Source organism: Aquimarina spongiae (assembly GCF_900141785.1).
Classification (GTDB): domain Bacteria; phylum Bacteroidota; class Bacteroidia; order Flavobacteriales; family Flavobacteriaceae; genus Aquimarina; species Aquimarina spongiae.
Genome location: NZ_FQYP01000012.1, coordinates 77396 through 90943, shown reverse-complemented (window position 1 = coordinate 90943; position 13548 = coordinate 77396). Strand labels below are relative to the sequence as shown.

Below are 13548 nucleotides of genomic sequence, written 5' to 3'. Positions count from 1 at the left end.
CATATCCTTTTTTTAGTTTTTAATTTCAGCAAAAAACTCATGTGTCATATTGATCAGTTCTACATAGGTATTCGGAAATTTATGACTAAGGGGGATTGTAAAGTATACCGTAATTGCCGGATTTTCCTCATGTAAACCATCAAATCCTACATTTTTGCATCGCAAGTCTGAGTATGCCAAAGTGTTTTCAAAATAATTGATAAATATGTGGTCTTTTAAAAGATCAAAAATCCATTTTAATTTAGGTCTATGCGGAAAAGCCAAATACACCTCCTGCACTTTGTGTTCTAATTTTTGCAGCCATATCCCTGACCTGTTTTTGGCCTCTTCTGTTTGCATAACATCTTTAAAAAAAGTATCCAATTCTGGATGAATAAAATCCTGAACTTCTCTTTTTTTTAACCCGGTTTTAAAAATGTAATTAACTTTATCATACGATGCTTCATTTCTCCACCGAAACGCATTAATTGTATTTTGATTCAGTTCATGTATATACAGGCATTTGTAGTCCTCTGTAAGTAGTGGCACTCTAATCCCGTTATACATCGATGTCCCAATAGAATTCTGCTGAAATCTTAACACTTCTAATGGGCACCCTAATCTTTCTAACAACACATTTAGTTTTTGATATACTGAAAGATCGTCGGCCTTATGATAAACATAGAAGGTAGGTTTACATCGAGTTTCAATTCTATCCTTAGTAATTTTAAGAGACCATTCCAATATTTGAAGGCTGTCACTGTCAAATAATGATCTAAACAGTTTTAATGGATCTCTTTCCAAATCAATTTTTGAATCAGCTATCATTACCATTTTATAAGATTATTCTGTACGTTTTTTTGCTATTTGAAAGCAACTCATTAAAAAATTAGTAAACTCATCCGCCCCCAAATTCTCTACCATACCCCCCAATAGAAAAATAAAAGTTAAGATGAGTTTATTAAAATATCATTACCAATGATCCCAATGAGAAACTGCATGCCATATATCTTTTGCTGCAGAAGCAAACTTTCCTCCAAGAGATTCAAAAGCGTCTTTAATTTGATTGGCACTATATCCTGCACCTTGCATGATGTCATTGATAACTTTTGGTGCAATTCCAAAGGCGGATTGTAGCGCCTGTGCAGTTTCTTTGGCTCCGAACCCTACTACTTTTAAAGCACTAGCCACTTGTTTGTCTGAAGCTCCAAAAGCAGTCTTTAAAGCATCTGCAACCACTGTAGCCGGAGCACCAAATGCAGTTTTGAGACCAGAGGCCACTTCGTTCATGCCATACCCCGCTCCATGCATAATGGAAGCCACTTCTTGTTCTGATTTTTTAAAAGCGGTTTTAAGACCTTGTGCTACGTCATGAACACCGCTTATAAAAGCTTTCTTCACAAAACTTGCCCATTTTGAAGCATCTTGAATTATTTCTTTAAAAATAGCTTCAGCATTATCCAAAATATAATGTTCAACAACGGCTAACAGATCTTTTATTCTAGAAATATTAATATCAGCATCAAAGGGTCCAAACCTTAAGTTCAACCCTTCAAAATTGAAACCACCGTGCACCTTAAAATCAATGTCTGAAGTTGAAGTAGCTATCGCAAGTCCCATATTACAATCAGCATTCACCTTCAGAGTACCTAAACTAAATCCTGCAATGGTAGGAAATGGCACATTAACATCTAATCCATAGCTGAAATCACCCGAAAAATTATGATAATTCTGAAGTATACACTTCATTTTGGTCTGTAGGATAGCTCCATAATCCAACTCAAAAGCTATCCCTTTTTTGGATATAGAAGCGGCGATCTTTTCTTTGATTATATCAAACAAACTTACCTGAGCGCCCAAAGTAAAATAAGGAGATGATGAAGTGCTCACCGTCATTTCAGGACCTCCTGGAGCAACCAATTGTTTGGTTGTTGCATTTTCTATTACCTTTTTCTCTGCAGCTGTCTTGGGGATGGTATTGTTTGGTATTGGATTTCCATTTGCATCAACTTTTATGGTAACTCCTTTTCCATCTCCTGATAACTTAAACAACTTTCCCATCGCCAGAGGAGACATGGTAATATCTCCAGAAACACCATGAGCCATATCAATCTCTAAAGCTCCATAAAAGGTTAATCCTAAAATATCCATATATGCATTAAAACCGTACCCCATAGGCGCTAATGATCCATCTGGTAGCACCACTGGCTCCATTGGGTTTTCTGCCCATCGAAATGACAAATCACTAAAAGTAACGGGCACATCAAAATTGTACGAGGTATTTGTAAAAATGGTAATTATCTCATCAAAATCTAATTTGGGCACATAGAATGCCAAGTACAAGGGATTAGGCACCTCTTCCTCCATTTCGCAAACAATGGCAAATTGTTCATCGTCTAGCTTAATTCTATCCTTTTGATCTCCTATATGAAACGTACCATCTACCCCAATGGCAAATCCTGCAGGCTCAAAAATCAATCCTATACCCACTCCAAAGGAATCAAAATGCAATCCTTTGATAATCGGAGGTGTTAAGAGGGATGTCTTATTCCCTGTTAGCTCTACTCCCACCTCTGCTTCAATATTATCGATAGTCATTGCTATCTGAGCATCAAAAGTTGGACTTTTGAATATACTGAAAGGGATAGTCGCTTTTATCTCGAATACGACAAATTTGAAGAGTGGATTGATGGTAAGCATTAAGGTAGGTTGATCAATATCAAAGGTCTTACCGTTTCCTATCGGGATCTTGATATCATCTAACATAAACTTCAGGCATATGACCCCCATACTAAACCCTGGTTTAAGCACTACTTCTATATCAAATGTAATCTCTGGACTTGGTAAAAAGGAAAGAACATGATCCAATACACCTTCTTGAAATGTGACATTATGGATATTTAGTTTTCCTCCCAATCGCAAAATCTCGTCAGCTTCAGAACAAAAGAAATCTGAGATTACTACATCAGGAAATCCTGATGGCCAATCAATACCCATATACTTGCATAAACTGCTTAAGGAGTACTCTTGTTCTTGTGGTGGTTTGTTTTTGGTTTCTGGCGTTCTTGCAATCGTAACCGTTGCCAGCATGTAAGAAATAAATGTACATGAGGTGTAATCTTTGGTACCCTTAAAAAAGGTATTTACTTCATTGGGCTTTGCCTTCCCACCTTTAATAAGCTTTTGAAAAGCTACACATTGTGGATCGTTAGGTGATTTTTCAAGTAATGTAATAAAAGACTGAGTTTGTGTCATAATAGCTACATCTCCCTGATCAACAGTAAAAGTTTGAGGAGCATTACCCATCGTAAATACCCTTTTTATCGGGTTATGGTTCGAATCATAAATGATATATGTAGAGATTGGCCCGTGTATAGGCTCAAAAACTTCACTCGTTCCAGAACTAGCTGAAGTGAGATCGGTTAGAGCACCAAAAAAGTTAGACAGGCTTTGATCATCTTGATTATTCTGAAAAGCATCATATACGATTACTTCTTCAGATAATGTGTTGTCTAGTGTTATTTTTGGAAATGCCATGGTGTTGTTTTTTCATGAAATATTTACCAACGTATGAACTATTTGAGTTCAACCGGTTCTGCCTCTTCGTTACCTATACTGGCTTCGTATTCTTTTATTGAAGAAGCTTCTTCTGACTCCTGATACTCGGTGTCTATTCGTTCCCATTCGTCGCTTGCCGATTGTGCGGTTTCAATAGCTTTATCACTGCCCGTTATCAAATCGTCAACCGTACTCTGATGAGCCTCACTTAAGGTTTTTACAGCTTCTTTTAATGTAGCTCGAGAAGATTCTAAGTCTGTTATCGCCTTTTTGACACCTTCTCCACTTTCAGAAGCCTCCTTTGCTGCTTTCACCTTCTTCCCAAGATCTTCCAGAGCATCTTCGAAATCTTCTGTTGGAGCTATACCATCAGTCTCCATTTTTTCTTTAATACCGCTTAACAGTTTATCTACATCTTCCAAAGAGCTATCGATAGTTTTTTTGGATGGAGTGGTTAATTCTTCTTTTATTTCGGCGATTTGAGATTTTAGTTTTTTCAAAATGTCAGCATCGCTAATTGTGTTAAAATCTTCTACTCCCATAATATCACATACTTTTCCTTTTAAAGCATCGGATAGTTGAGTACCCGTAACAGATTTTGTAGTAAAACTTTCACTTTCGCCATTAGCAATCGCATTATTGGCAATTAGGCTTAAATGTTTAGGCTCAATATCGGGAGGCAAAAAGGCTTTTGAGGCCACACTATTCCCAAAATGTGGCTTCGTTTGTCCAGGTGACATATCTACCACATTATCTCCAGTGGTAGGTGTTGTACTCATGGGGTCTCCTTTCAACAATAATTTCCCCGTGGACTTATCTATTGTAAAATCAGAATCAGGATACTCTGCTACCTTCTCTATAAAATCTATCGAAGAAAAACCTACAGCCCTTTTGTTCTTAAAAAAAGCTCCCGTTTCTCCTAGGTCACTTCCACTAGATTGTCGCCCTAATTCTAATCTGATCCTCACAAACTTTTTTGTTTCGGTATCATATTGGTAGTAGGATGAAAACTTTCCGCTTCCTTCTGTAAATGTTCCTTTAGAAGGATCTGTAAACCATGTAATGATCATAATTGTATCTTTTTAATGTTGTTATAGTGCCATTTCTCCTTCTGGGATCGAATCTGTCTCAGGCATATCATCGTTTTCGTTAAACCCAGAATCATCAGCCTCATCTTTTATTTCCTGATCGTGCTCTTCTTGTGCTTTATCCAAAGCATCAGATTCTTTTGCAGCATTGTCTACAGCTTCAGAAGACTCCTCTAGAGATGACTTTTCCCAATCTTCCAAGCTACTCTCATTATCCTTCAATGTTTTATCCATATTTTCAGAAACATCACTCAACTTGGTATTGGCTTCAGAGAAATTACCATTCTCTATATCTGTTTTAATCTCTTCAAAAGAATTTTCCATATCACTTACAGCATCCTCAAAATCTTGCGTAGGGGTATATCCTTCTTCTATTTGATTGCTTAATTCTTCTTGAATATTTTTAGAGGTATCCTCCATAGTTTCTGTCATCACATTCTCCTGAAGTGCTTCTGAAGTTTGGTTATAGCTTTGGGACACTTCTTCGGCATCTGTATTAAATTCTGATTCTTTTGAAGTAGCTTCTGCCGTTACTTCCTGGTCTGGTGTCTTGTCGATTGTTTCTTCTCCGTCTTTAAAATCCTTATCCGAATTTGCTTTTTCTTTGAGTTTATCCACTTTTTCTTTGGCAGACTTTCCTATTTTCATCGCAAATTCTCCCAAAAAGAGGAGTCCGACGATTAATCCTACCATTTGACCTAATTTTGCAAACGACGCATCAAAAGAAGACGTTTTCTTAGTATTTATTTTTTTACTTTCTGGTAATTGCCTAGCAGTTTGTGAAGACACCACTTTCTTGTTTGCTACTGTACCAGTTACCGCAGGTCCTGCTAAATAATTAGAAACGGGAGTTCCTTTTTTCATGCTTGTTTGGATCACATTCATCCATACTGGTGTCAACGTAACCGATACATCTTGCCCGGGGTTATCATCCCCCATGGTCCCATCTCCATTCATCACCACTGTTGTATGCTGAGGAGGATTGGCAAAAACCGGATTCCCTTTTGCATCTTCGCTACACATACTCAATGTTGCTAAATTTTCTTTGGCACTGGACACAATATTTAGGGTAGCTATCAAAACCGGAATGTAATTGGCAGGTAAAGGAGTTGGTGCTTCCTCATACAAATAATAAGGGCCTTGCCAACCTGAAGTAAACATCTGCAACCACGTTTGTACAATATTCCAGGAGCTAAGCGTACAATTTTTGAAGTTTTTTGTACTCGCAAAAAAAGCATTTACGCTATCTACACTTCCCTTTTTGAGTGCACTGTATAAATTTTTGGTAAGTGCCGAATTTGGATTCGCCATGATAAAGCGATGAAACAAAAAAGATTGGATTGTTGACGCTTTATCACTGGTTTCTATGCTATAGGTTAAAGGTGGTGGATTATCAAAGGTGAATTGAATAGCTGACATCGTTTTTATCGGAAATTGATAATAGTATTTATTATCAAGTTGTTCTATTACTCCCGTAAACATGGCTTGTAGTAAAGATCCTTTTCTGATGGTCTGTACATCTGAAGTCGCTCCTGAAGCAATTGTGCTCAGTTTAGTATATTGATACGTCTCTTTTACTCCTCCTTTTGAAGGATTAAAAACATCATATATCTCGATTTCATGCGGTAAGTTGTTGGTTACTTTTACTATTGGGTATGTATTATTGGTACTCATATCATTAGGTTTTAAAAGAAAAGAGAACAATACCGATGGCACTGTTCTCTTTAAAAATTAGTGTTCTGAATACACAGGAACATTATTTATTTTTCCTCCTCCATAAGAGAACCCTCCTTGGCCATTCCATGAATCGTCTATATCCATATAGGCAGTAAATCTCTGCAGAATAGAACCGATTGCTGGTGGCGGGAACGAGTAGATATACTCTCCTTCTAAATTTACAATCTTGGTAACTTTACCATATCCAGTAGATCGGATATTTCCTTTTACCGAAAATATCCCGGTATTTCCGTTTTCGATCGCCTGGGTGATTTCTACAGAACCTGAAACCGTGTTTTTGGATGGGACTACGACCAAAGAAAAATGGGCGATAGGTGCTCCAGGCATACCCACGTTTCCTATTGTCCCTTTTGCCAAATACGCTTCGGCAATTGCAGAGTTTGATTCGAGCTGTGCTGTACTCATGTCCTTGTTATTTAGACTTTATTCCTACTCTATTCAGGGTTTTCGGATTACCCCTTTGGGGAAATAGTTCATCTTTCTATAAAGTTGAAAAGTGTTAATCTTGACTCTTATCAAATTTCTTTATCTCTTTCCTATTTTCTTTCAGTGTTAATATGGAAATTGGTAAAATCGGTAATATTACCCTATTCGATAGATCTAAGATCTTCCTATAACTTTCAACCTAAATCAAATCAGGAATGCGTTTTATTTTTATAAATAATGCTAATTCCAAATTTTTAAAATTGCACTGTATGTCGGTAATTATGAATAAGTTGTTATTTTTGCTCAGCAAACTTTTACTATGAACGTTATAAAAGCCCTATGGATAAGCATGTTACTGGTTGGTAGCACTTATCCTTCTTTTTCTCAAGATACACTTGCTACGAAAAACACTTCTGGAACTCCTCGTTCCTCAGAACAAATGACGACATGGCAGATTATCAAATATGATGGATTGTCTGTATATGGAGGTGTAAAACATGCATATACTCAACCTTTTAAATGGAAAGAAAAAGACTGGGCCCTCTTTGGCGGTGTGGTAGCTGGAACTATGACATTACTTGCCTTGGATGAACCAGCAAATGATTATTTTACGAATCAGGCAGAAGGCGTTCCCGATTTTGTAGAGGAAACAGGATTCCGATTTGGAAAACCTTTGGTTAATTATGGATTAACAACAGGGATATATGCTATAGGCTTAATCACTAAAAATGAAAAAATAAGAAAGACAGGAGTACTTCTTATTGCATCAGCGACAGCGGGAGGTGTATTTCAGACATTCACCAAAACGCTGGTAGGGAGAGCAAGGCCAAATACCGACGAGGGAAACCTCAGCTTTCGTTTATGGTCTAATGAAGCGGGATACCACTCCTTCCCATCTGGACATACTATTCTTTCTATTAGTACTGCACACGCTTTGGCAAAGCAATTTCAAAATCCATATGTAAAAGGAGGTATCTATGCAATAGGTTTATTATCCCCTGTATCACGTCTTTGGTCTGGAGCGCATTGGTTAACAGATGTTGTTCTTGGTGCTGCCATTAGTATCGCTGTAGTGGATAGCGTTGATAACTACCTTAAAAAAGAACAACGCTACGCATACAATCCTAAAAAGAACAAAATACGATGGAATTTAAGCTTTGGTGCCGGACAAGTTGGAGTCGTTGGCAGATTCTAATCTATTTGAAGTAGTCTACCAAATTTCTTAGTTCTCCAAAATAGGAACAAAGATTTCGGCTTTCCAATCTAGCTGATTTCCGCCAGCCATGGGATTGTTATGAAATACTTCAAAAGGTTTGTTATCCAACTTGATGTTTTCTCTTTTTGCATAATCCAACAAGGCAAACCAAGCTTCGTCACTAATAGCATAATTACCATAAAAAGTAGCTTTTAAAGCTTTTTGAGACTTGACGCTACCAAATACAATATTGGGAATTGTATCGGGAAGGGTGTCCTTGTGAGCAATAGGGATTCCAAAATCAAACGTAATAGTATCTTCCTCTATATCCCAATTCTTTATGTTTACAAAGGGAGGTCCATCCTGTGTAATACTGTTTTCAGCAAGTTTAGGATATAGATACGAGTTTGCTTTCATCATAGCAGTTGCCTTCTTATCTCGTTTCACCTTTGCATTTGTAGTAATTATTTCCATTGCTGGCATTTCACTTTCTCCATCAACAGTTACTTTAAACATATTAGTATACTTACTAAACTGCCATCTAAACAAAATCAACTCATCTTTTACTGTTTTTACCAATGGTGATTTCTTGAATAAAGCCTGTAAACGATGTTTTATGGAATTTTCTGTATTAATGATCCCTACGTTTACTTTGGTAATAGTATCTGCTACAGCTTTAAATTTCCAATCCAAAATAACTTTTTGATTATCTACAAGCACTTCCTGTTTAAAGGATTCGAAAAGTACCTTGTCTATTATAATAGCATTATCTTGTATCGAAGTGGTATCAATAAATTTTGCATCCTTAACATGGTTATATACGCTACTTTGAGACGCATTTGCATTAAATGTGATTACATGGTCGTGTTCTTTAACCATTAAAAACCAGACTGCCACTCCGACTAAGATGACCAAAATACCAATTACAACTTTCTTCATTATTTTTTCCTAAAAATTACTTTTTCATTTCAAGTTTTGCGATCACAAAACTACCTAAATTACGTCCTTGTTCCAAACCTAGATCTATAGCTGCCCGATAATGTATCCCGCCATACAATCTACTAATAGCTGCTTCTTCTGCCGCTTTATTAAAAGACAAGAAAGACCTAATAGGTAAACCATAGGGTATTTCGGTATCATCATTAAAAGCAAAATCATCACCAAAAATCTCTGTGAGTACCGTAGAAGCAGCACCAGAAACTACAGAATGTCCACTAGTATATTCTGGAAACGGAGGTGTTTGTAAAACAGGCTCCCAATTCTCATCAATATGCTGATTGATTAGCGTTTCTGGACGAATTAAATTACTTCGATATTTTTCATCCCAACAGCTTATAAAAGCATCAGCTATGGCTATCGAAGTTTTGGTATACGCATATACTGTCTTTTCAAAATCCGAATTTGTTTTTCTGGTGGCAATCTTGCATATCCCAATCCAGTGTGCTCCCGGAGTTATCTTCTTGGTGGCAAACATCAAGTGGCCTTTGTGCGTAGACACATAAGGGTTACAATCCCAAAACCGAGCGATTTGAATTCTTTCTGAGCTTTCTCCTTCTTCTTTTATGGCTACCCCCACCTCATAGGTTTCTAAAAGTTCTTTGTAAAAAGGTGATTCTTTTTCTAAGGAGAAATCCGGGTGTCTAGAAGGTGTAAATTGAGAAGCCGAATCAATGATTGAAGGCCTGATTTCTCTCCAATGTGGTTCGATCCCATCCATATAGTCAGGTGGTGTTGGCTGCCATCTGGATGGATCTTCAGTATTTACAGAAAACTTAGGCATTGTTCTGGTCTGCGCATAATTATCCTTGGATAACCACTCTTTGATATGCGCCGCAACTTGTAATCCATAAGTTTTGGAAGCACCGTAACTTTTTGCATTTTTCTTTTCCCAAACCCCATACAAACTATCCTGGTAAGATGCTATTCGGTGTTCAGAAAAAACCAATGTCTTTCCTACCTCCAGATAAGCAATCAATGCTGCCAGTCTAAAATTAATTCCGCTAGTGGTATCGGCAACCGGTATAGGTTTAAGATCATGTAACTGCCCTGATAAGGTGTTATATTCTTGATTTCCTTGCGCTATGATTTCGTAGGCCGCTATATTAGGATAATTGTATATTCTACTAGCAACAGGAGGTGAGAATATATCATGTACCATTACTGCCGTCAGGTTATCTATGGCAGTATGATAATGATCTGCAGAGATTTCAATTTCTTCGGGTTGCTGACAAGAGATGAAACTCAAAACCGTCCCTAAAACAGCTAGTAATCTATATGGTTTATTGATGAATCGCATAAATTTCTGCTTTTCCATTATTTACTGTAATTATCAAATATTCCTTATTTGCAAAATTAATGATATTACTCGCTACTACCGCCTTTTGAGCAAGGTTAATATGGAGCTCATTTGCTTCCAAAATCTTACCTTTTTTTTGAAGCAATGCGCCTCCAAAACCGTCAAATCTTCCATGGTATGGCGTAACTCCAAAATAGTTCCCGGCTAGCAGCACTTCTTCTTTACCATCTTTGTCAAAATCGTGTGTTAACATCGATGTGATCGGTGCTATTTGTAATTCATTACTAAACGGCACGAATGTAAAGGTTCCTCCTTCATTTTTCAAATATCCCGATGCCAATTGATGCACCTCAAACAGAGTAGCATTACTCAATTGTTCTTCATCAAAAATCTCATCAACTGTTTTTCCTGCAAACGATGCATAGGTAGTAAATTTTTTTCGTAAAAAATTAAGTTGGGCAGATAATTCGTCTAGTCCTAGAGCGGTATAATATTTCCCTTCTCTAGGGATTGCCACGATAGTCTCTGTTTTTTGGTTGTCATCAAAGTCATCGTAATACATCCGTAAAGGGGTATCTGCTGAGGCTTTGAATTTTGTATTCAATCCCCAATTACCTAAAATATAATCCAAATCTCCATCATCATCTATATCAAAAGCTTCAATAGACTGCCATAGTCCATTTAATTTTGTTTTGGACACCGATGTCGTAGCATCTACTAACTTTCCATTATCATTCTTAAAAAATGTAGGTGACATCCACTCACCAACCACAATTAAGTCTTTGTTGTTATCTCCATCAAAATCTGTCCAAATAGCATCAGTGACCATACCTACGCTTTCTAACAATTCATGTTCCTGTTTTTTAAAACTCCCCTTCTCATTTTTAAGAATATAAGAGCTTGGAATTTTACCAAAATCCCCTGGCACTACATATCCTCCAACAAAAAGGTCTTGATCTCCATCATTATCTGGATCACCGGGTTGTATTACAGAGGTATGATTAAACAATTCAGGAAAATCAGTTTTCTGTATTCCTTTGTCGATATAGAAATAACGCCGATCCAATACTCTTTTGGAAGGGCCAAAAACCTCTCCATCCGAAGAAGCTACCAAAAGATCATTCGTTTTATTATCATCCAAATTCGTGATGACCGCTGCTACATCTTCTGCAATTTTATCAGTTTCAATTGTTGTTTGTACTTTTTCAAAGCCAGTGTTGGTTTGTATAAATAGCTGAGAAGGACTATTTCTAGAGCTTCCAAAAAAAATATCTTCCTTACCGTCATTATTGAGGTCTCCTACCGCAGTGGCTGGTCCTTTATCCGATACTTTGTAGGGAATCAGTTTCTGTCCATTGAAATCCACATAATTATTCTCTCTATGCTCAAAGTCAAACCCAGGGATACTATCCACCTTTGAAAACCAACCTTTAGAATTTGGAAAGATTGTCTTATAGTCAACCGTATTTCTTTTGTTTAATAATCGGATAGTAAGTGTTTGATTGGTTTTAATGCGTTCCGCCATCTGTATGGTATGGTCTGGCCAAATGATCTTCAGGGAATCCACATACTTTGTTTTTCCATATCCAAAATGAATCATAGCTTCAGAAGAAGATTGAAACCCTTTGCTGGTATACATTTGTCGATATTGAGGAACCCCTTGATGATAAGAAATGACTTTGGCCCCGATACCGAATAGATTTGATTTTTTATATTGAAGTTTTAGTTTCAAGTAATTGGATGTAGTATCCACGGTATTCTTATAAAAAGTGGCTTGAGTTCCACTATTATTCGTTACGATATCTAGATCTCCATCGTTATCAAAATCGGCATATGCACTCCCGTTTGAGATCATAGTATCTTTTGGTAACCACCCTAAAGATTGATCTTTGAATTGAATATCTCCTATACCCTGGAACATCATATTTTGTACTATTCCCGGGGGCATAATATCTAATGCTTCCTGATCAATCAGCTTGGTCTTTGTTATTTTTTCCTTGATTTGATCATTGGATATGTACCGGATATAATCCAAATCATTAGGACGTTTCGGGATTCCATTTGAGATAAAGATATCTTGCTCTCCGTCCTGATTATAATCTGCAAAGAGAGCGGACCAACTCCAATCACTTTCTGCCACTCCACTTAACAAAGCAGTTTCAGAAAAGAACTTTCCTTCGTTATTGATGTGCAACATATTACGTGCATACTGGTAATGATACCCCAATTGATTCGTTCTCATCTCCAACATGTCCACAGTTTCGTCCCCGGCAGAGGCTTTGAGTACTTTCTCTTCTTTGGGGATCATATCCAAGGTCATGATATCTATATATCCGTCGTGATTGATATCTGCAACATCACTCCCCATCGAAAACCGACTGGTATGCCCCATCTTTTCTTTTAAAACTTCAGAGAAGGTCCCGTTCTGATTATTCAGGTAATAATAATCATCCTCATGAAAATCGTTACTTATATAAATATCCGTATATCCATCGTTATTAAAATCTGCCGTAGCAATTCCCAGTCCATATCCATTGGGTCCTCCAAAAATCCCGGCACTTTCGCTTACATCTACAAAAACGTCGCCATCATTTCGTAGTAATTTATCTCCACTACGATCATCTCTTTGGTTTCTGATAGCTGCTTTTCCAAATGAATGTTGTGTATGCACCGCATGATTGAGCAAGTACATATCCAGATCTCCATCATTATCATAATCAAAAAATGCAGTGCTAGTACTGTAATTCTTAAAGTTTACTCGGTATTGTTCTCCCTTTTCGGTAAAAGTACCATCTCCATTATTAATAAATAATTCATTACCTCCTTCTAACCCTTGAATACCGACCACGGCACACACATAAATATCCAAAAATCCATCTCCATTTGCATCGGCCATTACCGTTCCAGTATTCCAATCGGATTGTCCTGCTACACCTGCCTGCTCGGTAATGTCTTCAAATTCAAAATTCCCTTTGTTTTTATATAGTTTATTTTCTCCCTGGTTCGCGGTAAAAAAAACGTCAACCCAACCATCATTATCAATATCTCCAACGGCTACTCCTCCGCCGTTATAGAAATATAAGTAGTCTAGTATATTGAGGTTTTGGGTATTTTGTAGTGTATTTTGAAAGGTAACTCCACTGATTTCTGAAGAAACTTTCTGAAATAAGGTACTTTTATTTTCTGTTTTTTTACAGGAAAACAAGCTTATTGCAATTAGTATTAAAACTCTTTTGATCATTACTAGTAAGATGAATGAACTAAACCAC

General features: G+C 37.1%; 9 protein-coding genes. 1 reads left to right on the top strand and 8 read right to left on the bottom strand.

Annotated features, from left to right (window positions below; genetic code table 11):
- Positions 1 to 12 precede the first annotated feature (12 nt).
- From BUE24_RS21965 to BUE24_RS21945, 5 genes are all read right to left on the bottom strand, one after another.
- Positions 13 to 813 (bottom strand): hypothetical protein, encoded by an 801-nt coding sequence (locus BUE24_RS21965; RefSeq protein WP_073321365.1) that lies wholly within the window; start codon positions 811 to 813, stop codon positions 13 to 15.
- Between the two features lie 138 nt (positions 814 to 951).
- Complete coding sequence (locus BUE24_RS21960; RefSeq protein WP_073321362.1) at positions 952 to 3516, bottom strand: hypothetical protein; 2565 nt, start codon at positions 3514 to 3516, stop codon at positions 952 to 954.
- Positions 3517 to 3554: 38 nt separating this feature from the next.
- On the bottom strand, positions 3555 to 4607 hold the full coding sequence (locus BUE24_RS21955) for a hypothetical protein (protein WP_073321359.1): 1053 nt from the start codon (positions 4605 to 4607) through the stop codon (positions 3555 to 3557).
- A 21-nt stretch (positions 4608 to 4628) separates the two neighbouring features.
- The gene (locus tag BUE24_RS21950) at positions 4629 to 6299 is read right to left on the bottom strand and encodes a hypothetical protein (protein WP_073321356.1); all 1671 of its coding nucleotides are present in this window, start codon (positions 6297 to 6299) and stop codon (positions 4629 to 4631) included.
- Positions 6300 to 6356: 57 nt separating this feature from the next.
- Positions 6357 to 6767 (bottom strand): DUF1842 domain-containing protein, encoded by a 411-nt coding sequence (locus BUE24_RS21945; protein WP_073321353.1) that lies wholly within the window; start codon positions 6765 to 6767, stop codon positions 6357 to 6359.
- Positions 6768 to 7107: 340 nt separating this feature from the next.
- On the opposite strand from BUE24_RS21945, the gene BUE24_RS21940 reads away from it, so the two are divergent.
- On the top strand, positions 7108 to 7983 hold the full coding sequence (locus BUE24_RS21940; RefSeq protein WP_073321350.1) for a phosphatase PAP2 family protein: 876 nt from the start codon (positions 7108 to 7110) through the stop codon (positions 7981 to 7983).
- 27 nt (positions 7984 to 8010) lie between these two features.
- On the opposite strand, the gene BUE24_RS21935 is transcribed toward BUE24_RS21940, so the two are convergent.
- Genes BUE24_RS21935 through BUE24_RS21925 form a run of 3 tightly spaced genes read right to left on the bottom strand, consistent with a single transcriptional unit; the run spans position 8011 to position 13520 of the window.
- Positions 8011 to 8922: a GyrI-like domain-containing protein gene (locus tag BUE24_RS21935; RefSeq protein ID WP_073321346.1), complete on the bottom strand. Its 912-nt coding sequence runs from the start codon at positions 8920 to 8922 to the stop codon at positions 8011 to 8013.
- 16 nt (positions 8923 to 8938) lie between these two features.
- Positions 8939 to 10297, bottom strand: a complete 1359-nt coding sequence (locus BUE24_RS21930) for a vanadium-dependent haloperoxidase (RefSeq protein WP_073321343.1) — start codon at positions 10295 to 10297, stop codon at positions 8939 to 8941.
- Positions 10263 to 13520: a VCBS repeat-containing protein gene (locus tag BUE24_RS21925; protein ID WP_073321340.1), complete on the bottom strand. Its 3258-nt coding sequence runs from the start codon at positions 13518 to 13520 to the stop codon at positions 10263 to 10265. The genes BUE24_RS21930 and BUE24_RS21925 overlap by 35 nt, the downstream gene beginning before the upstream one ends.
- Positions 13521 to 13548 lie beyond the last annotated feature (28 nt).

Coding starts and splice junctions, on each gene's coding strand:
- BUE24_RS21945 (WP_073321353.1), bottom strand. CDS start 6,767: ATGAGTACAGCACAGCTCGAATCAAACTCTGCAATTGCCGAAGCGTAT.
- BUE24_RS21960 (WP_073321362.1), bottom strand. CDS start 3,516: ATGGCATTTCCAAAAATAACACTAGACAACACATTATCTGAAGAAGTA.
- BUE24_RS21930 (WP_073321343.1), bottom strand. CDS start 10,297: ATGGAAAAGCAGAAATTTATGCGATTCATCAATAAACCATATAGATTA.
- BUE24_RS21955 (WP_073321359.1), bottom strand. CDS start 4,607: ATGATCATTACATGGTTTACAGATCCTTCTAAAGGAACATTTACAGAA.
- BUE24_RS21925 (WP_073321340.1), bottom strand. CDS start 13,520: ATGATCAAAAGAGTTTTAATACTAATTGCAATAAGCTTGTTTTCCTGT.
- BUE24_RS21950 (WP_073321356.1), bottom strand. CDS start 6,299: ATGAGTACCAATAATACATACCCAATAGTAAAAGTAACCAACAACTTA.
- BUE24_RS21940 (WP_073321350.1), top strand. CDS start 7,108: ATGAACGTTATAAAAGCCCTATGGATAAGCATGTTACTGGTTGGTAGC.
- BUE24_RS21965 (WP_073321365.1), bottom strand. CDS start 813: ATGGTAATGATAGCTGATTCAAAAATTGATTTGGAAAGAGATCCATTA.
- BUE24_RS21935 (WP_073321346.1), bottom strand. CDS start 8,922: ATGAAGAAAGTTGTAATTGGTATTTTGGTCATCTTAGTCGGAGTGGCA.